The 17,777-nt window shown below is 75.5% G+C and carries 16 protein-coding genes; 8 read left to right on the top strand and 8 right to left on the bottom strand.

Going from position 1 to position 17,777, the window contains the following annotated elements:
* Nucleotides 1-19 precede the first annotated feature (19 nt).
* Complete coding sequence (locus AB0L40_RS09760; protein ID WP_364352826.1) at nucleotides 20-1,378, top strand: cytochrome P450; 1,359 nt, start codon at nucleotides 20-22, stop codon at nucleotides 1,376-1,378.
* 98 nt (nucleotides 1,379-1,476) lie between these two features.
* On the opposite strand, the gene AB0L40_RS09755 is transcribed toward AB0L40_RS09760, so the two are convergent.
* Together AB0L40_RS09755 and AB0L40_RS09750 are read right to left on the bottom strand one after the other, a co-directional pair.
* Complete coding sequence (locus tag AB0L40_RS09755) at nucleotides 1,477-2,433, bottom strand: D-2-hydroxyacid dehydrogenase family protein (protein ID WP_364352823.1); 957 nt, start codon at nucleotides 2,431-2,433, stop codon at nucleotides 1,477-1,479.
* Nucleotides 2,434-2,464: 31 nt separating this feature from the next.
* Nucleotides 2,465-3,721, bottom strand: a complete 1,257-nt coding sequence (locus AB0L40_RS09750) for a YihY/virulence factor BrkB family protein (RefSeq protein ID WP_364352820.1) — start codon at nucleotides 3,719-3,721, stop codon at nucleotides 2,465-2,467.
* Nucleotides 3,722-3,914: 193 nt separating this feature from the next.
* On the opposite strand from AB0L40_RS09750, the gene AB0L40_RS09745 reads away from it, so the two are divergent.
* From AB0L40_RS09745 to AB0L40_RS09730, 4 genes are all read left to right on the top strand, one after another.
* On the top strand, nucleotides 3,915-4,253 hold the full coding sequence (locus AB0L40_RS09745; RefSeq protein WP_364352817.1) for a hypothetical protein: 339 nt from the start codon (nucleotides 3,915-3,917) through the stop codon (nucleotides 4,251-4,253).
* A gap of 147 nt (nucleotides 4,254-4,400) precedes the next feature.
* Complete coding sequence (locus AB0L40_RS09740) at nucleotides 4,401-4,808, top strand: YciI family protein (RefSeq protein ID WP_364352814.1); 408 nt, start codon at nucleotides 4,401-4,403, stop codon at nucleotides 4,806-4,808.
* Nucleotides 4,809-4,829: 21 nt separating this feature from the next.
* Nucleotides 4,830-5,975: a DUF6596 domain-containing protein gene (locus AB0L40_RS09735; protein WP_364352811.1), complete on the top strand. Its 1,146-nt coding sequence runs from the start codon at nucleotides 4,830-4,832 to the stop codon at nucleotides 5,973-5,975.
* Nucleotides 5,976-6,076: 101 nt separating this feature from the next.
* Nucleotides 6,077-6,778, top strand: coding sequence for a VIT family protein (locus AB0L40_RS09730; RefSeq protein ID WP_364352808.1), 702 nt, complete (start codon nucleotides 6,077-6,079; stop codon nucleotides 6,776-6,778).
* 128 nt (nucleotides 6,779-6,906) lie between these two features.
* Here AB0L40_RS09730 and AB0L40_RS09725 read toward each other — a convergent pair whose 3' ends face one another.
* Nucleotides 6,907-7,509, bottom strand: coding sequence for a DoxX family protein (locus AB0L40_RS09725; RefSeq protein WP_364352805.1), 603 nt, complete (start codon nucleotides 7,507-7,509; stop codon nucleotides 6,907-6,909).
* A 226-nt stretch (nucleotides 7,510-7,735) separates the two neighbouring features.
* Between AB0L40_RS09725 and AB0L40_RS09720 the strand changes: the two genes are divergently transcribed.
* Nucleotides 7,736-8,332, top strand: coding sequence for a GNAT family N-acetyltransferase (locus AB0L40_RS09720; protein ID WP_364352802.1), 597 nt, complete (start codon nucleotides 7,736-7,738; stop codon nucleotides 8,330-8,332).
* On the top strand, nucleotides 8,329-9,501 hold the full coding sequence (locus tag AB0L40_RS09715) for an FAD-dependent oxidoreductase (RefSeq protein ID WP_364352799.1): 1,173 nt from the start codon (nucleotides 8,329-8,331) through the stop codon (nucleotides 9,499-9,501). The genes AB0L40_RS09720 and AB0L40_RS09715 overlap by 4 nt, the downstream gene beginning before the upstream one ends.
* Nucleotides 9,502-9,648: 147 nt before the next feature.
* On the opposite strand, the gene AB0L40_RS09710 is transcribed toward AB0L40_RS09715, so the two are convergent.
* Both AB0L40_RS09710 and AB0L40_RS09705 read right to left on the bottom strand, forming a co-directional pair.
* Entirely contained in the window at nucleotides 9,649-10,530 is an 882-nt protein-coding gene (locus tag AB0L40_RS09710; RefSeq protein ID WP_364352796.1) for a universal stress protein, read from the bottom strand.
* On the bottom strand, nucleotides 10,527-11,447 hold the full coding sequence (locus AB0L40_RS09705) for a universal stress protein (protein WP_364352793.1): 921 nt from the start codon (nucleotides 11,445-11,447) through the stop codon (nucleotides 10,527-10,529). Before AB0L40_RS09705 ends, AB0L40_RS09710 begins: the two co-directional genes overlap by 4 nt.
* A gap of 208 nt (nucleotides 11,448-11,655) precedes the next feature.
* Between AB0L40_RS09705 and AB0L40_RS09700 the strand changes: the two genes are divergently transcribed.
* Nucleotides 11,656-12,573 (top strand): universal stress protein, encoded by a 918-nt coding sequence (locus AB0L40_RS09700; protein WP_364352790.1) that lies wholly within the window; start codon nucleotides 11,656-11,658, stop codon nucleotides 12,571-12,573.
* 88 nt (nucleotides 12,574-12,661) lie between these two features.
* On the opposite strand, the gene AB0L40_RS09695 is transcribed toward AB0L40_RS09700, so the two are convergent.
* From AB0L40_RS09695 to AB0L40_RS09685, 3 genes are all read right to left on the bottom strand, one after another.
* Complete coding sequence (locus AB0L40_RS09695) at nucleotides 12,662-15,667, bottom strand: cation-transporting P-type ATPase (protein ID WP_364352787.1); 3,006 nt, start codon at nucleotides 15,665-15,667, stop codon at nucleotides 12,662-12,664.
* Nucleotides 15,664-16,659 carry an ornithine carbamoyltransferase gene (gene argF, locus AB0L40_RS09690; protein ID WP_364352784.1) on the bottom strand — a complete coding sequence of 332 codons (996 nt, stop codon included), beginning with the start codon at nucleotides 16,657-16,659 and terminating at the stop codon, nucleotides 15,664-15,666. Before argF ends, AB0L40_RS09695 begins: the two co-directional genes overlap by 4 nt.
* 3 nt (nucleotides 16,660-16,662) lie before the next feature.
* Nucleotides 16,663-17,777, bottom strand: a 1,115-nt coding sequence (locus AB0L40_RS09685) for an arginine deiminase (protein WP_364352781.1), incomplete at its 5' end; no start/stop codon positions are given.

The raw sequence follows: 17,777 nt of genomic DNA, 5'->3' as shown, positions 1-17,777 counted from the left end.
CCTGGCCTAGGGTCGGCACGTGGCGCACGGCACGGCAGACGGCATCCCGGCGACGGGCCCCCGGCCTTCCGGGCTCCTGCGCCGCGGGACGGAGCTGCCGCCCGGCCCGCGGGCACCCGCGCTCTGGCAGACGCTCGCCTGGATGGCCCGCCCCGGGGCGTTCCTGCAGCGCACGCACCGGCGGTTCGGCGACCCCGTCACGATCCGGACGTACTGGACGCCGGAGCCGATGGTGCTGTTCTCGCACCCCGACGCCGTCCGCGAGATCTTCCGCCTGGACCCGAGGGTCGCGCCGGCGGGACAGAGCTGGGAGTTCCTGCGGCCGTTCGCCGGGGCGGACTCGATCCTGGTGCTCGACGGCGACCCGCACCTGCGCGAGCGCCGGTTGATGGGCGCGCCGTTCCACGGCGCCGCGATGCGGCCGCTGGCGCCGATGATCGCGGAGCTCGCCGAGCGCGAGCTCGGCCGGTGGCACGGCCGGGTGAACACGCTGGAGCGCTCGCGGCACCTGACGCTGGAGATCATCCTGTGCGTGGTCTTCGGCGCGGCCGACGGCGACGACGTCGTCCACCTGCGCCGCGCCATCGACGAGACGCTGGACGACGTCCGGAGCCTGCCGCGAATGCTGGCGATGGCCGTCGTACAGAAGGACCTGGGCCCGCGGAGCCCCTGGGGTCGCTTCCGCCTGGCCGTCGAGCGCTTCGACGCGATGCTCCTGGGACTCATCGCGGATCGCCGTGCCGGGCCGCGCGGCGAGGCCGTCATCGACGTCCTGCTGCAGCAGCGCGACCACGACGGCGTCCCGACGACCGACCGCCACGTCCGGGACCAGCTCGTCGCCCTCCTGATGGGCGGCCACGACAGCTCGGCCGCGACGCTCGCCTGGGCCTTCGAGCGCCTCGCCCGCCACCCGCACGTCCAGGACCGGATGCGCGGCGGCGACCCCGCCTACCTCGACGCCGTCGTCAAGGAGGTCCTGCGGGTCCGGCCCGCGCTGACGATCGCCCCGCGGCTGCTGGTCGAGCCGGTGACGATCGCCGGCCACCGCGTCCCGGCCGGCACGCAGGTCGCGGCCTGCCTGTGGCTGTCGATGCGCCGCGAGGACCTCTGGCCGCAGGCCGGCGCCTTCCGCCCCGAGCGCTGGCTGGAGGACCCGGACCTCGACCCGCGGCCGTGGATCCCCTACGGCGGCGGGGTCCGGCGCTGCGCCGGCGCCCCGTTCGCCGAGCTGGAGCTGCGCGAGGTCCTGCGCGCCGCCGCCGAGTTGCGGCTGCGGCCCGTCCGCCCGGCGTCCGAGCGCGCCCGCCGGAGCCTGCTCGTCGTCGTTCCCGATCGCGGCGGCGAGGTGCTCGTCGAGCGGCACCGAGGCGGGACCTGACGGACGGGTGGCGCCGCGGCGGTGGTCGACCGCGCCGCCCGCGGGGACCGGACGTCCCGGCGGTGCGAGGGCCCGACCGGGGCGGCGCCGCGCCCGCGCTACGCCGCCTCGAGCACCCGCACCGGCGTCCCGTCGAGGTACGCCAGCACGTCGTCGACCGCGTCGCGGTAGAAGACCGCGTAGTTGGCCCCGCTGACGTAGCCGAGGTGCGGCGAGAGGACCGTCCGCGGCGCGCTGCGCAGCGGGTGGTCGACCGGCAGCGGCTCCTCGTCGAAGACGTCCAGCGCGGCGCCGGCGATCCTCCCGGCGTGCAGAGCGTCGAGCAGGGCCGGGGTGTCGACGATCGGGCCGCGCGAGGTGTTGACGAGGTAGGCCGTCGGCCGCATCAGGGCGAGCTCCGCGGCGCCGACGAGGCCGACGCTGCGCGGACCGAGCTTGTACTGGATGCTGACGACGTCGGCCGTCGAGAACAGCTCCTCCTTGGTCACGGCGCGGACGCCGGCCTCGGCGGCGCGCTCGGGCGTGAGGTTCTGGCTCCAGGCGACGACCTCCATCCCGAAGGCCCTGGCCACCGGGACCATCGCGGCGCCCAGACGGCCGAGCCCGACGATCCCGAGGGTCGCCCCGTCGAGCTCCAGGCCGACCGTGGACTGCCAGCCGCCGGCGCGGACGTTCGCGTCCTCCTGCGGGATCGAGCGTGCGACGGCGAGGATCAGGCCCCAGGTCAGCTCGAGCGTCGCGCCCCCGCGACCGCGGGTGCCGCTGACGGTGATCCCCGCGCCGGTCGCGGCCTCGAGGTCGATCGAGGCGTTGGCCATACCGGTCGTCACGAGCAGCCGCAGGTCGGGCAGCCGGGCGAGCCGCTCGGCGTCGAAGCGCGTGCGCTCGCGCATCGCGATCACGACCTCCGCACCCTCGAGGGCCGCGACGAGCTCGTCGGTGTCCGGCAGCGCGCGGTCGATCGCGACGACCTCGCAGCCGGGCGGCAGCCGGTCCCAGCCGCCGAGGCCGAGCGCCACGCCCTGGTAGTCGTCGAGGACCACGATCCGCGTCATGCGCCCGACGCTACCCGGCGCCGGCGGGCGGTCAGCGCGGACCGGGTCCGCGGTCGTTCCCGACGATCCGGCGCAGGCGCTCGAGCCGCGGGCGGACGGTGCGGCGCTCGACGACGGGTCCGGCCGGGGCGGCGGCGCGCGCCACCGGCTCGCGCGCGGGCGTCATGGCCGCGCCGGACGCACGATCGCCGTCCTCGCGGGTGCGCCGGTCGGCCTCGTCCTCCGACGCGGTCTCCGTGCCGTCGTCGCCTCGCCGGTCCGCGTCGTCGTCCGCGCGCCCCTTCCGCGCCTGCTTCTCGAGCTTGCTGACGTCGCGCGGCTCGAGGAACGGCTCGTCGAGCGACGTCGTCTCGCCGGCCTCGATCTGCTGGGAGCGCTGCAGCTCGGCGTTGAACTCGGCGCCGAAGAGGATCACGACGTTCGTCAGCCAGATCCAGACGAGGAACGCGACGACGCCGCCGAGCGAGCCGTAGGTCTTGCTGTACGACGCGACGGTGCCGAGGTAGAGCGCGAACAGGGCGGTCACGAGGATCCACAGGACGAGCGCCACGACGCCGCCGGGCGAGAAGAACCTGATCCCCGGCTGCTTGACGTTCGGGGTCGCCTTGAAGAGGAACGCGAACATCCCGGAGACGATCAGCAGGATCACCGGGATCTTCGCGATGTCCCAGACGAGCACGGCCGCGTCGCTGTCGACGCCGATCACCTTGCCGGCCTCCGTCGCCAGCGGCCCGGTGACGACGACGCCGACGACGATCAGCACGAGCCCGAGGATCAGGACGAGCACGATGCCGATCTGCTGCGGCTTGAGCTTCCAGATCGGCCGCCCCTCCTCGACCTCGTAGATCGCGTTGGACGCCCGCGTGAACGCGGCGATGTATCCCGACGCCGAGTTCAGCGCCAGCAGCAGGCCGATGACGAACGCGACCCCCGCCTGCCCCTGCGATCCCGCGATGTTCTCGACGGCCGACGTCAGGATGTCGCGGGCCGGCCCCGGCGTGATGTCCCGGATGTTCTCCAGCAGCGCGTCGGTCGCCGACCTGCCGACCAGGCCGACGATCGACACCAGCGCGATGATCGCCGGGAAGACCGCCAGCACGCTGTAGTAGGTCAGCGCCGCGGCCCAGTCGGTGATGTTGTCCGCCTGGAACTCCGAGAACGTCCGCTCGAGCGTCGCCTTCTTCGTCGACCGCAGCTGCGTGGGGGAGTCGGGACCCTCGTGGTGGGCTCCACGGTTCTCGCGCTTGGCCGCGACGGTCTCGCGCTCGTCCTGGTGTTCCAATGGCATTCCCTGGGGGCTACCCGGGATCGCGGCCGCCGAACGTGCGACCGGACGCACGGGGGCGCCCCAGGGCCGCAACACCCCGGGGTCGCACGACACGTCCTCCGCGGTCGTGGATGTCGCGCCGGCCCGCGCGCGAGAAGTCCCCATCTGCCGGCCGGGCAGGCGTACGTTCAGGGGACACCCAGGAGGAACTCCCATGTTCGTCAGCTTCCATCGCTTCCACGGTCTCGATCCGGCGCGGATCCAGCCCACGATCGACGCGCTCGAGGGCGGGCTGCTGCCCGCCGCCGGCGAGGAGTCCGGGTGCCTGAACCGGTTCGTCCTCGTCGACCGACCCGGAGGGTGCGTCACCGGCGTCACGCTGTGGGACAACGAGGCGTGGATGATCGCCAGCGACCAGCGCGCCGCCCGCGACCGCGCCGAGCTGGCGCCCGACGAGGTCGTCTGGCGCGACGAGCCGCAGGTCGAGCGGCACGAGATCGTCCGGGACGAGCACCGCATCCTGGCGCTCGGGGCGGCCGCGCTGGCGGCCTGAGCGGGCGACCCGCGCGGCGGGGCGTGCGGTGGCGCGACCGCAGGTTCTCCATGAAGATGTCGCCGACGATGTCGAGAACGTCCCGGCGGCTCCGTCCCAGGGACAGATGCGGCGATCCCGACCGCACGACACCGAAGGAGAACCACCATGGCCAAGTACCTGTTCCTCAAGCACTACCGCGGCGCCCCCGAGCACGTGAACAACGTCCCGATGTCCGAGTGGACGCCGCAGGAGGTCGACGACCACGTCCAGTACATGCGCGACTTCGCCGACCGCCTCAAGGAGACCGGCGAGTACGCGGGCGGCGAGGCGCTGTCGCCCGAGGGCACCTGGGTCCGGTCCCAGGGCGGCGGCAAGCCGCCGATCACGGACGGGCCGTTCGCGGAGACGAAGGACCTGATCGCCGGCTGGATGGTCATCGACGTCGACTCCTACGACCGGGCGCTGGAGCTGGCCGGCGAGCTGTCGGCCGCCCCCGGCGCGAACGGCGAGCCGATCCACGAGTGGCTCGAGCTGCGCCCGTTCCTGAACGCCGGCCCCAAGTTCGCCGACTGACCCGAGCGGGCGGAGCTGGTCATGGGCGAGCTGCTGCTGCGGGAGCTGACGCCCGCCGTGCTCGGCGTCCTCGTGCATCGCGGAGTGGACTTCGCGACCGCCGAGGACGCCGTGCAGGAGGCGCTGCTCCAGGCGGCGCTGAGCTGGCCGGAGCACCGCCCCGACGATCCGAAGGGCTGGCTGGTCACGGTCGCGTGGCGGAAGTTCCTCGACGCCCACCGGTCCGCGTCCTCGCGGCGGGACCGGGAGGAGCGGGTCGAGTTCGAGCGGACGCCCGGCCCGACCGAGGACACCGACGACTCGCTGCAGGTCTTCTTCCTCTGCGCCCACCCCTCGCTGAGCCCGGCCTCGGCGGTGGCCCTCACCCTGCGCGCGGTCGGCGGCCTGACCACCCGGCAGATCGCCGACGCCTACCTGGTGCCGGAGGCGACGATGGCGCAGCGGATCAGCCGGGCCAAGCGCACGGTCGTCGACGTCCGCTTCGACACGCCCGGCGACCTCGGCACGGTCCTGCGGGTGCTGTACCTGGTCTTCAACGAGGGCTACACCGGCGACGTCGACCTCGTGGCCGAGGCGATCCGGCTGACCCGCCAGCTCGCCGCGATGACCGACGACGAGGAGACCGCGGGCCTGCTGGCGCTGATGCTGCTCCACGCCGCCCGGCGGGCCGCCCGCACCACGCCGGACGGCGTCCTCGTCCCGCTGCCCGAGCAGGACCGCTCGCGCTGGGACACCGCGCTGATCGCCGAGGGCGTGGCGATCCTGCAGGCCGCGCTCGCCCGCGACCGCCTCGGCGAGTTCCAGGCCCAGGCCGCGATCGCCGCGCTGCACGCCGACGCGCCGCGCGCCGAGGAGACCGACTGGGTGCAGATCGTCTCCTGGTACGACGAGCTGCTGCGGATCACGGGGAGCCCGGTCGTGGAGCTCAACCGGGCCGTCGCGGTGGGGGAGGCCGACGGACCGCGGGCCGGCCTCGCGGCGCTCGCGCAGGTCGATCCGGGCCTGCCCCGCCACACCGCCGCGTCGGCGTACCTGCACGAGCAGGCGGGGGACCTGCGGGCCGCGGCGCGCCTCTACGCGGACGCCGCCCTGTCGGCGACGAACCTCGCCGAGCGCCACCACCTGACGCGCCAGGCGGCGCGGATCGGGCAGGCGCTCGGGGCGTGACGGCGTCCCGGGGCCGCCGCCGGGCCGGTGAGCGGCCGCGTGGCCCCCGCGAGGTGGCCGGGTGCCGGCGGGCGACTCCCCCCAGGCCGTACCGTTCGCCCATGGACTCAGGCGCGATCGCGGAGGCGGAGCACCACCTGAGCCACCGGGCCGGGTGGCTGCGCGCTGCGGTCCTGGGGGCCAACGACGGGATCCTCTCGACGTCCAGCCTCGTCCTCGGCGTCGCCGGGTCGGGCGCATCGAGCAGCGCCGTCGTGACCGCCGGTGTCGCCGGGCTCGTCGGCGGGGCGCTCTCGATGGCCGCCGGCGAGTACGTCTCCGTCAGCTCGCAGCGCGACACCGAGAACGCCGACGTCCGCCTCGAGCAGCGCGAGCTCGCGACGGATCCGGACGGCGAGCTGCGCGAGCTGGCCGTGATCTACGAGGCGCGTGGCCTGTCCCCGGCGCTGGCGGTGGAGGTCGCGGAGGCCCTGACGGCCCGCGACGCGCTCGGTGCGCACATCCGCGACGAGCTGGGGCTGGAGGAGCAGCGCCGGGCCCGGCCGCTGCAGGCCGCGTGGTCGTCGGCCGCGTCGTTCTCCGCGGGGGCGGCCCTGCCGCTGCTCGCCGCCGGGCTGGGCGGCGGCGCGCGCACCGTGGCGATCGTCGCCGTCACGTTGCTGGCGCTGGCCGCCCTGGGGACGACGGGCGCGCGGCTCGGCGGCGCCCCGGTCCGGCCCGCGACCGTGCGGGTCCTGACCTGGGGCGTCGCGGCGATGGCGGCGACCTACGCCATCGGTGCGCTGGTCGGCACCGCGGTCTGAGACGCACCGTCGATCCGTCCGGAAGGGACGTGGTCGTGATTCCCTCGGTCCTGCCGAGGAACGGTCGACCACGTCCCGTCAAACCAGGTCGACCACCGGTACGAGGGGCCCGCCGGCGCTTCGCCCGCTCAGCGCAGGAGCGGCAGGCGGCGGACGATCCCGAGCTTCGACCAGCGCTCGCCCAGGCCGAGCGTGCGGTCGGCGCCGGCGAAGAGCAGGCCGACCAGGACGGCGGCGTAGATCAGGTGGTCGTCGAGGAACGGGTTGGAGTCCGGCGGCAGGTGCGAGACCCACATGAGGGCGACCAGCAGGACGCCGCCGAGGGTGGCGAGCCGGTGGGCGACGCCGAGCATCAGCGCGGCGCCGACGGCCAGCAGGCCGGCCATGAAGAGGACGTTGACGAGCCACCCGCCGGCCATGCCCTGGAAGAGGCCGTCGAGGGGACCGGTCGCGCTGGAGAGGTAGCCCTTGGTCGGGTTGCCGCCGTTGATCCAGGCCTGCCCCGACGTCGTGTCGTGGCCGAGTCCGAACATCTTGTCGATGAAGGCCCAGAAGAACAGCCAGCCCAGGCCGATCCGGGTCAGCGCCCAGGCGTAGCGCTCGGCGGGCGCTCGACGGGGCGAGCCGGCCGGCTCCGTGACGGCGTGGTGGACGCGCTCCTGGGCGGCGTCGGTGACCCGGCGGATCGGGCGCTCGGTGTCGGGGTGCTCGGTGATCAGCGGCGTGGTCATGGGGTTCCGGTTCGGAGGGGGTTCGGTGACGCTCCTCCACCGTAGGACGGGGCCTGCGCGGCTCCATCCGGGGGAGCCCGCAGTCCGGGCGGGGTTCCCGGCGGACGGCGGGGACGAACTACGCACCGGAGCCCGGGGGCCGCACGGATGGCGGGGAGGACGGTCCGCGCGAGCCTGCGTCCATCGGCACCGGCGTCCCGCCGCGCCACGCCCCGAGGAGCACGTCATGAAGGCCGCCGCCGTCCCCCGAGCCACACCGCCTCCGCCCGCGACGGACGATCCGGGCGGGCCGCCCCCGTCGTGCCACACGCTCCCCGACGGCCAGGCGATCCTGCTGCGGGACGTGACGCCCGGCGACGCGCCGCTGCTGCTCGGCCTGCTCGAGCGCGTGACCGGCGACGCCCGCCGGCTGCGCTTCTTCACCGGCGGCGCGAACCTCGCCGCGGCCGCCGCCCTGGAGGCGCGCTGCGACGACACCGACGGCCCCCGCCTCGGCGTCGTGGCGCTGTCCGCGGACGGCGGCGAGGTCCTCGGCCACGGCATGTGCGTCCCGGCCGGGGCGGGGACCGCGGAGGTCGCGTTCGAGGTCGCCGACGGGTACCACCGCCGCGGGATCGGCACCGTGCTCTTCGCGCACCTCGTCGGCGGCGCCCGCGCCGCCGGCTACGCCGAGCTGGTCGCCGAGGTCCTGCCCGACAACCGGGACATGCGGGACCTGCTCACCGCCTCGGGGCTCGCACAGACGGCCACCACCAGCGAAGGGATCCGGCACGTCCGCATGCCGCTCGGTCCCGCGGCGCCCGAGCGCGGGGCACGGGCATGACGCCCTCCGACCCGCGTCCTCGGGTCCTCGTCGCGGGCGGCGGCGTGGCCGCGCTCGAGGTCGTGCTCGCGCTGCACGAGCGCACGGCCGGGACCCTCCGCACCACGCTCCTGAGCTCCGCCGACCGCTTCCGCCACCGCCCGATCTCGTCGTACGCGGGCCTGGCCGGGGACGACGGGCGCACGGTCGACCTGGCCCGGTTCGTCGCCGAGCAGGGGGCCGGCCTCGTGTGCGACCGGCTGACGGCCGTCGACGCGGCGGAGTCCGCGGTCCTCACGGAGCACGGCGGCCGGATCCCGTACGACGCGCTGGTCCTCGCGACCGGGGCGTCGCCGCGCGAGGGCCTGCCCGGCGCGATCACCCTCGGCGCGCCGCACGACGAGGCCGCCCTCGCGGCGCTCACCGCGCGCGTCCGGGCCGGGACGGTCGGACGGCTCGCGGTCGTGGTGCCCGCCGGCGTCGCGTGGTCGCTGCCCGCGTACGAGCTCGCGCTGCTCATGCGGCACGCCGCGCCGGCCGGGGCGACGGCGGTCGAGGTCGTGACGGCCGAGGTGCGGCCGATGGCCGTCGCGGGCGACGAGTTCTCGGACGCGGTGTCGGCGCTCCTGGCGCGGCGGGGCGTCCGGGTCACGACGTCGACGTGGCCGGACGCCGTCGACGAGGGCCGCCTGTGGCTGCCGCTGCAGGGCGCCGTCGAGGTCGACGCGGTCGTCGCCCTCGCGCGGTCGGTCGGTCCGTCGCTGCCCGGCCTGCCGTGCGACGCCCACGGCTTCGTCCTCGTGGACGCGCGGGGCCTCGTGCGCGGCGAGCGGCGCGTGTGGGCCGCGGGGGACGTGGCGTCGCACGTCGTCAAGCAGGGAGGCTTCGCGGTGCAGCAGGCCGACGCCGTCGCGGAGGACGTCGCGCGGCACCTCGGTCTGGAGCACCTGTCGGCCGTCGCCCCGCACCCGCCGGTGCTGCGCGCCGCGCTGCTCGACGGCGAGGACACGCTGTACCTGCGCGCCGAGCACGTCGACGGCACGATCCGCACCGCCGTCTCGGGCACCCCGCTGTGGTGGCCGCCCACGAAGATCGCCGGCGGCCGCCTGTCCGCCTGGCTGGCGGCGTTCCAGGCCCGGGACGGCGGGGCCGCGGCCGGGTCGGAGCTGCTCGGGGCCGGGGGAGCCTGAGGCGGATGGGCAGGCCCGGCGCCGGGGGTACGCGGCGGATGGGCAAGGCCCCGTCCGGCGGCGCCGGACGGGCGCGGTGGACGGCGCCGGTGCCCGCCCCCGCCCGTGCGGGCGGGCCATCGCGGGCCGCCACCGGGACCTGCGCGCTCAGCCGAACCTCGGCGACTCTGTGCCCGGCACCGCGTCGCCGTCGGGCACGACGAGGACCGCGCAGTCCGCCCGGCGGACGACCTTGCCGGCGACGTCGCCGAGCAGCACGCGGAGCACCGCCCCGCGCCGGCGCGACCCGAGCACCAGGAGGTCGACGTCCCGGCCGAGGTCGAGGATCTCCCGCACCGGGTCGCCCGACCGCAGGAGGGGGTCGACGGCGACGACGCCGCGGATCTCGGCGACCGCGGCGTCGAGGAGCTCCCGGGCGTCCGGGAGCGGGTCGCCGTAGCCGCCCGTCGTCCCGTAGGTCGCGTAGGGGTGGCGCGTGTCGAGGACCGCCAGGACCTCGAGCGCCGCGCCGTGCTCGGCGGCGAGCGCGGCGGCGGCCCGCAGCGCGCGGCGGCCGGAGGGGAGCCCGTCGAAGGCGACGCCGATCCGGCGCAGCGCGGCGGGCGCGGGGCCGGCCGGCCCGACGAGCACCGAGCACGGCGCGCCGTGGAGCGTCGCCTCGGCGTCGTTGCCGAGCAGCACCTCGCCGATCCCGTGGTGGCGGCTCGCGCCGACGACGAGCAGGTCGGCGCCGTCCTCGATCGCGAGGCCGTGCAGGCCGGCCGAGACGCCGGCCGCGTCGGGCGTCGCGAACGTCGTGCCGGCCCGGTCGGCGAGCGCCTCGCGTGCGCCGTCGAGCGACTGGTCGGCGACGGTCCGGGCGAACGAGACGTCGTCCACGCCCCCGACGACGGCCAGGGTCGCGGGCAGCACCGCCACCCCGGCCACGGTGATCGCGGCGTCCGGGGCGGCCAGCTGCCGTGCGACCGCGAGGGCGGCGAGCGACGCGGGCCTGCCGTCGACGCCGGCGACGACGCGGCGGAAGCTCACGAGACCGACGCGACCTCGGCGCCGGTCGCGGCGGCGGACGACGTCGCGGCGGCGTCCCGCGGGACGACGATCAGCGGCGTCGGGCAGTGCCGGGAGAGGCGGGCGCCGACGGCGCCGAGGAGGATCCTGCCGACGGGCCCGAAGTCCCGCGAGCCGACGACGAGGAGGTCGGCGCCGGCGCCGGGCTGCGACAGCGCGTGCACGGCGCTGCCGTCCAGGAGAGACGTCTCGACCGCGAGTCCCACGACGCGGCCGGCCGCGTCGTCGAGCGTGGCCTGCGCGTCCTCCCGCAGGGTTGCGACCGGGTACGGCGCGACCATCCCGCCGTACGCCATCGGCAGCGGCTCGTTCACGCGGACCAGGCGCAGGACGGCGTCCCGGTCGCGGGCCAGCCGGGTGGCGAACGTCAGGGCGGCGGCGGCCGAGTCGGACCCGTCGTACGCCACGGCGACGGTGGCGATCTCGTGTTGCTCGGCGGCGTAGCCGACGGGCGCGACGGCGACGGGGCAGCCGGCGCCGTGCAGCGTCTGCTCCGTCGCGCTGCCGACGAACGTCCGCCCGAGCGGCCCGGTGTGGCTCCGGCCGACGACGATCGCGCGGGCGCCGAGCTCGGCGGCCAGGAGCTGGAGCCCGTGGGCCGGCGAGGTGGCCGCCCGGACGACGAACGAGACGCCGGGCCGGTCGGCGCAGGCGTCCCGGGCGGCCCGCAGGCGCTCCTCGGCGGCGTCCCGCACCGCGTCGGCGTGGCCGGCACCGGCGCCCGGGACGCCCCGGCCGCGGGGGTGCAGGGGCGTGATCGACGCGACGGTGATCTCGACGGCGTCCTGCGGCACGGCGTCGGCCAGCGTCGTCGCGAGCGCGAGGGCGTCGCTGCCGCCGGCGGTGCCGTCGAAGCCGACGATGAAGTGGTGGCGCATGGGGGTCCTCGGGGTGGGGTTCCAGGTCGTCCCCGAAGCTACGACCGCCCGCGCGACCGGCCATCCGGGTGAGCTCCGCCGGGGCACCGGTAGTTGTCCGCAGCGCGCGCGGACTGCGGGAGAGTACGGACGGCGATGTGGCGCCCTGCCGATGGCGGGACCGCCGTCGCGACATACGGTCGGAGCACCTCAGACCACGGAGCAGGCCATGACGCAGCGCATCATCTCGGGATACAGCGACGACGCCGGGGGCCGCGACGCGCTCGCGCTCGGGGTCGTCCTGGCGGACCTCGCAGGCGACGCCGAGCTGACCGTCGCCCGCGCCTACAGCTACAACCCGCCGACGGCGATCGGGAGTCCGGCGTCGGGGTGGCGCCTGACGCTCCGCGACCGCGCCGAAGCGGAGCTGCGGCCCGCGCGCGCCGCGTTCGGCACCCGGCCCCGCACGTCGTTCGTCGCGTGCTGCGGCGTCTCGCCGACCGACGGGCTGCACCGCCTCGCCGACGAGCTCGCCGCGACGGCCATCGTCGTCGGCGGCAGCCACGACCACGGGCTCGGGCGCGTCCGGGTCGGCGGGGTCACGGAGCAGACGCTGCACGGCGCCCCGTGCGCGGTCGCGGTGGCCGCCGCCGGGTACGCGGACCGCGCCGGTGCGCGCATCGGCCGCGTCGCCGTGGCCTTCAACGGCTCGGCCGAGTCGCGCCGGGCGCTGGCCGCCGGCACGCAGATCGCCCGAGACGCCGGCGCCCGCCTGACGATCCTGGGGGCGGTCGGCGAGGCGGCCGTGTGGTACGGCGCCTACGCGGGGGACGACGCCGCGACCGTCCGCGGCGTGGTGCGCGATGAGCTCGACGCCGCCGCGGCGGGGCTCACCGGCCTGTCGGACGTGCGCGTCGAGGTGCTGGGCGGCGACCCCGCCGGCGCGATCGCCGAGGCGTCGGCGGGGGAGGACCTCCTCGTCCTCGGCTCCCGCGGCTACGGCCCCCTGCGCCGGGTCCTCCTGGGCAGCGTCAGCTCGCGCCTGGTGCGCGACGCCGCCTGTGGCGTGCTCGTCGTCCCCCGGACGGCCGTGCGCGCGCCGGGGGACGAGGCGGCGGCCTCGGAGCCGGCCGCCGCGACCGCCTGAGTCGCGACGGGGTCGCCGCGCCGCCCGTGAGGAGGGCGATCGGTCGGCAGGCCCGCGGCCCGTGGCCCCGTGGCCCCACGGCTCGGGGCTACGCGGGGACCGCGGTGTCGTCCCGCCGCCGCGCGCGGCCCCGGCGCAGCTCGTCGCTGCCCCAGACGAGGAACGGGAACGTCAGCAGGAGCGCGACCTCGGGGACGCCGAGGGCGGCGGTGTGGAACACGTCCTGCAGCGGCGGCAGCCAGATCAGGGCCGTCGCGAAGACGAGCTCGAACGCGATCCCCCAGAGCAGCATCGGATTGCTGAAGAGCCCGATCTGCCGCAGCGAGGCGCGGCTCGTGCGGGCCGCGAACGCCGTGCCGACCTGGCACATGGTGATGCCCGCGAAGGTCATCGTCGTGGCCTGGAGGTAGGCGTGGTGCAGCCCGCTGCCCGCGCCCGTGGCGTCGCCCGGCGACCAACCCGCGCGCAGCAGGACGAAGAAGAAGCCGCCCATCACGAGGATCGCCTCGAGCAGCCCGAGCCAGAGCCAGGCGCGGACGAGCATCGACCGCGTGAGGATGCCGCTGGTCCGCGGGCGCGGCGGCTGGTCCATGAGGCCCGGCTCGGCGGGCTCGCGTCCCAGCGCCAGCGCCGGCAGGGTCTCGGTACCCAGGTCGATCGCGAGGATCATCAGCGCCGTGAGCGGGAGCGGGATGTTGCCGCCCGACAGCGCGTAGAGCAGGAACGGGATCATCTCCGGCGTCGCGTGGGCGAAGATGTAGACGACGAACTTGCGGATGTTGTCGTAGACCGTGCGGCCCTCCTTGACCGCGGCGACGATCGACGCGAAGTCGTCGTCGGTGAGGACCATGTCGGCGGCCTCGCGGGCGACGTCGGTGCCGGAGGCACCCATGGCGATGCCGATGTCGGCGCGGCGCAGGGCGGGGGCGTCGTTGACGCCGTCGCCGGTCATCGCGACGGTGTGGCCCTGGGCGCGGAGGCCGTCGACGATGCGCAGCTTCGCCTCGGGCGAGCTGCGCGCCACGATCAGGTGCGGCGAGTCGCGCAGGACCCGGTCGAGTCCCGCGTCGTCCAGCGCGTCGAGCTCGGGGCCGGTCACGATCTGCGCGTCGTCGCCGTCGACGATCCCGGCCTCGCGGGCGATCGCGCCGGCGGTCAGGCCGTCGTCGCCGGTGATGACGATGATCCGGATCCCGGCGCGCCGGCAGTCGGCGACGGCGGCGGGGACCTGCGGGCGCAGCGGGTCGCGCATGGCGACCAGGCCGAGGAAGCAGAGGCCCGACTCGGCGAGGTCGCGGTCGTCTGCGCGGTCGCGGGAGACGTCGGACGCGTCGCGGCCGGCGATCCCGAGGACGCGCAGGCCGTCCGCGGCGTAGGCGTGGAACGCCGCCGTGACCGCGGCGACGCCCGCGGCGTCGAGCGGGCGCTCGCCGCCGTCGGACGTCCGGACGGTCGTGCAGCGCTCGAGCAGGCCGAGCGGGGCGCCCTTGGCGTGGATGCGGGGGGCGGCCGGCACGGCGCCGCGGGCGGCGTCACCGGTACGGGAGGACCTGTGGTCCGCGTCGAGGGCGGGGACGGCCTCGCGATCGAGCGTCGCCATCCGCTTCAGGCGCGCGTCGAAGGCGAAGAGGCGCAGGCGGTCGTGGTCGCGGGCGTCCTGGATGGCGGGGACGTCGACGCCCAGCTGCGCGGCGGCGAGCAGCAGCGCGCTCTCGCTCGGGTCGCCGCTGCGCGACCAGCCGTCGCCGTCGGGCGTGAGGGTGGCGTTGTTGCAGAAGACCGCGGCGCGGAGGAGCTCGGTGACCGAGGCGGTCACGGGCGTCCGCCCCGTTCCGCGGCCGGGGCGACCGGACCCGGGGCCCGACGATGCCGCGCTGCCGGTCGGGTCGGGGGCCGGGCCTGCGGTCGTCCCCGACGGGATCGCCACCGTCACCCCGTCCTGCCACAGCGAGGTGCCGGTCATCCGGCCCTCGGTCAGCGTGCCCGTCTTGTCGGTGCAGATGACGTCGGTGGAGCCGAGCGTCTCGACGGCGGTGAGCTTCTTCACGAGCGCCCTCCGCTTCGCCATCCGGCGCACGCCGACGGCGAGGGCGAGGGTGATCGTCGGTAGCAGGCCCTCGGGCACGTTGGCGACGAGCAGGCCGATGGCGAAGACGCCGGCGTCGGAGAGACTGAGCCCGGCGACGAGGTGGCCGACGACGAAGAACGCGATCCCCAGACCGATCGCGACGAGCGCGATGAGCTTGGCGGCGCTGTTGACCTGGCGCTGCAGCGGGGAGGTCTCGGCGACGACGGTCTGCGACAGGGCGGCGATCCGGCCGAGCTGGGTGTGCATCCCGGTGCCGAAGACGACGGCCTGGCCGTCGCCGCCGGTGCAGAGCGTGCCGGCGAAGACGAGGTCCTCGGCCTCGAGCGGCGGGGCCGGCGGACCGGTGCGCCGCGCGCTGCGGGAGACCGGCTGCGACTCGCCGGTGAGCGGCGAGAGGTCGACCTCGACGTCGCCGGCGATCAGCCGGGCGTCGGCGGACAGCCGGTCGCCCTCGGCGAGCAGCAGCAGGTCGCCGGGGACCAGGTCGGTCGCGGCGACCTCGACGAGCGCGCCGCCGCGACGGACGCGCGCGGTCGCCGGCAGCAGGTCGCGCAGAGCCTCGGTGGCGTGCTCCGCCTGGCGCTCCTGCACGAACGCGAACGCGGCGTTCAGCACGATCACGACGACGATCGCGACCGCCAGCGCGGAGGACGACGTGAGCAGCGAGAGTCCGGCGGCGAGCCACAGGAGCAGCGCGAGCGGGTGGACGAACTGGTCGACCACGGCCCGCCACCAGGGCGGGCCGGTCTCGCGCCGGATCTCGTTCGGCCCGACCTGCAGCAGGCGCCGAGCGGCCTCGCGCTCGTCGAGGCCGCCGCTGCGGGTGCTCAGGTGGGCGAGCAGGAGCGGGGCGTCCTCCTCGGGGTCGACGGATTCGAGGGCGTCCGCGGTGCCGGGGACGCCGACGACTGCGACGGCCCCGGCAGCATCGTCGGTGTCCACGCGGGTGGTGCGGTGCGCGTCTCCGGGCCCGGCGTCGGGCGGTGCGCCGGTGGTCGCGCTCATGCGAGCGTCGCGACGAGCACGGCCTTGATGGTGTGCAGGCGGTTCTCGGCCTGGTCGAAGACGACGGACGCCGGCGAGCGGAAGACCTCGTCGGTGACCTCGAGGCCCTCGTGCATGCCGGTCGCCGCGGCGATCCGCGCGCCGACGGTGGTGCCGGCGTCGTGGAAGGCCGGCAGGCAGTGCAGGAAGATCGCGCGCGGGTTGCCGGTCGCGGCCATCAGGGCCGCGTTGACCTGGAACGGCGCGAGCTCCTTCGCGCGCTCGGCCCAGACGTCGTCGGGCTCGCCCATCGAGACCCAGACGTCGGTGTGGATCGCGTCGACGCCCTGGACGTCGGCGAGGTCGTCGCTGATCGTGATCCGAGCACCCGAGATCTCGGCGATCTCGCGGGCCCGGGCGATCACGTCGTCCGGCGGACGCAGGGCGGCGGGGGTGACGATCCGGACGTCGGCGCCGAGGATGGCGCCGATGATCAGCAGCGAGCGGCCCATGTTGTAGCGGCCGTCCCCGACGAAGGCGTAGACGAGCTGGTCGGCCGGCTTGCCGGTGTGCTCGAGCATCGTCAGGACGTCGGCGAGCATCTGCGTCGGGTGCCACTCGTTCGTCAGGCCGTTGAAGACGGGGACGCCGGCGTGGGCGGCGAGCTCCTCGACGTTCGCCTGGGCGGAGCCGCGGTACTCGATCGCGTCGAACATCCGCCCGAGCACGGCGCCGGTGTCGGCGATCGACTCCTTGTGGCCCATCTGCGAGCCGGTGGGGTCCAGGTAAGTGACGTGCGCGCCCTGGTCGTGGGCGGCGACCTCGAACGCGCAGCGGGTGCGCGTCGAGCTCTTCTCGAAGATCAGCGCGATGTTCTTCCCGGCGAGGCGGGGCACCTCGGTGCCGGCGTACTTCGCGGTCTTCAGCGACGCCGCGAGGGCGAGGAGGTGGCCGAGCTCCTCGCGGGTGAAGTCCAGCTCCTTGAGGAACGAGCGGTTGCGCAGGTTGTACATGTCCTACGCCTCGCGATCGATCGGGCAGGTCATGCAGTGCGAGCCGCCACGGCCGCGGCCGAGCTCGGAGCCGTCGATCGTGATGACCTCGATGCCGGCGTGCTCCAGGCGGGCGTTCGTGTCGACGTTGCGCTCGTACGCGATCACGACGCCCGGCTCGACGCAGACGACGTTGTTGCCGTCGTCCCACTGCTCGCGGGCCTGACCTGCGACGTCACCCCCGGTCGGGACGACGCGCAGGCGCTCGACCTCCAGCGCCATCTCCATCGCGTCGAGGATCGTGCCGTCGTAGGCCTCGACCACCGGCAGCTCCCCCTCGCCGCCCGGGCGCAGGGTCCAGATCCGGACGCCCTCGTTCACGACCGCCGGGTAGAGCGTCACCACGTCGCGGTCGACCATCGTCAGCACCGTGTCGAGGTGCATGTAGGAGCGCGACGGCGGCAGCTGGACGGCGAGCACCAGCGTCGCCGCGCCCGCATCGAAGAGGGTCCGGGCGAGGATCCCGACGGACTGCGGCGTCGTCCGCTCGCCCATCCCGATCATCACCGCGCCGTTGCCGATCGTCTGGACGTCACCGCCCTCGATCGTGCACGCGCCCCAGTCCTGCTCGACCCCGCCGAACCACACGTCGACGCCGCCGTCGGCGGCGAACATCGGGTGGAAGCGGTAGATCGCCTCCATGATCGCCGTCTCCGGCTGCCGCGCCGGCTTCGTCATCGGGTTGATCGTCACGCCACCGTAGATCCACGACGACGGGTCGCGCTGGAAGAGGAAGTTCGGCAGCGGCGGCAGCATCATCGCCATCGGGCTGGACGAGTCGTAGAACAGGCCGGCGCCGTCGTCGACCTCCTCCTTGGTCATGCCGCCGATGAGGAAGTTCGACACGTCGCGGGCGCTCGCGCCCTGCACCCACTCGCGGCCCCGGCGGGCGAGCTGCTGGCCGACGCGGCGCTCGTTCAGCACCTGTTCCACGACCCAGTCCTTGCCCGCGGGCACCTCCAGCGTCTGCAGGAGCAGGTCCTCGGCGTCGAAGACCTCGACGCCCCGCTCCTGCAGGACCTGGACGAACGCGGCGTGCTCGACCTTCGCCTTCCGGACCCAGATGACGTCGTCGAACA

The sequence above is a fragment of the Patulibacter sp. NPDC049589 genome (genome assembly GCF_040675535.1).
Lineage (GTDB): Bacteria > Actinomycetota > Thermoleophilia > Solirubrobacterales > Solirubrobacteraceae > Patulibacter.
This window is presented reverse-complemented; position numbering and strand designations above follow the sequence as displayed.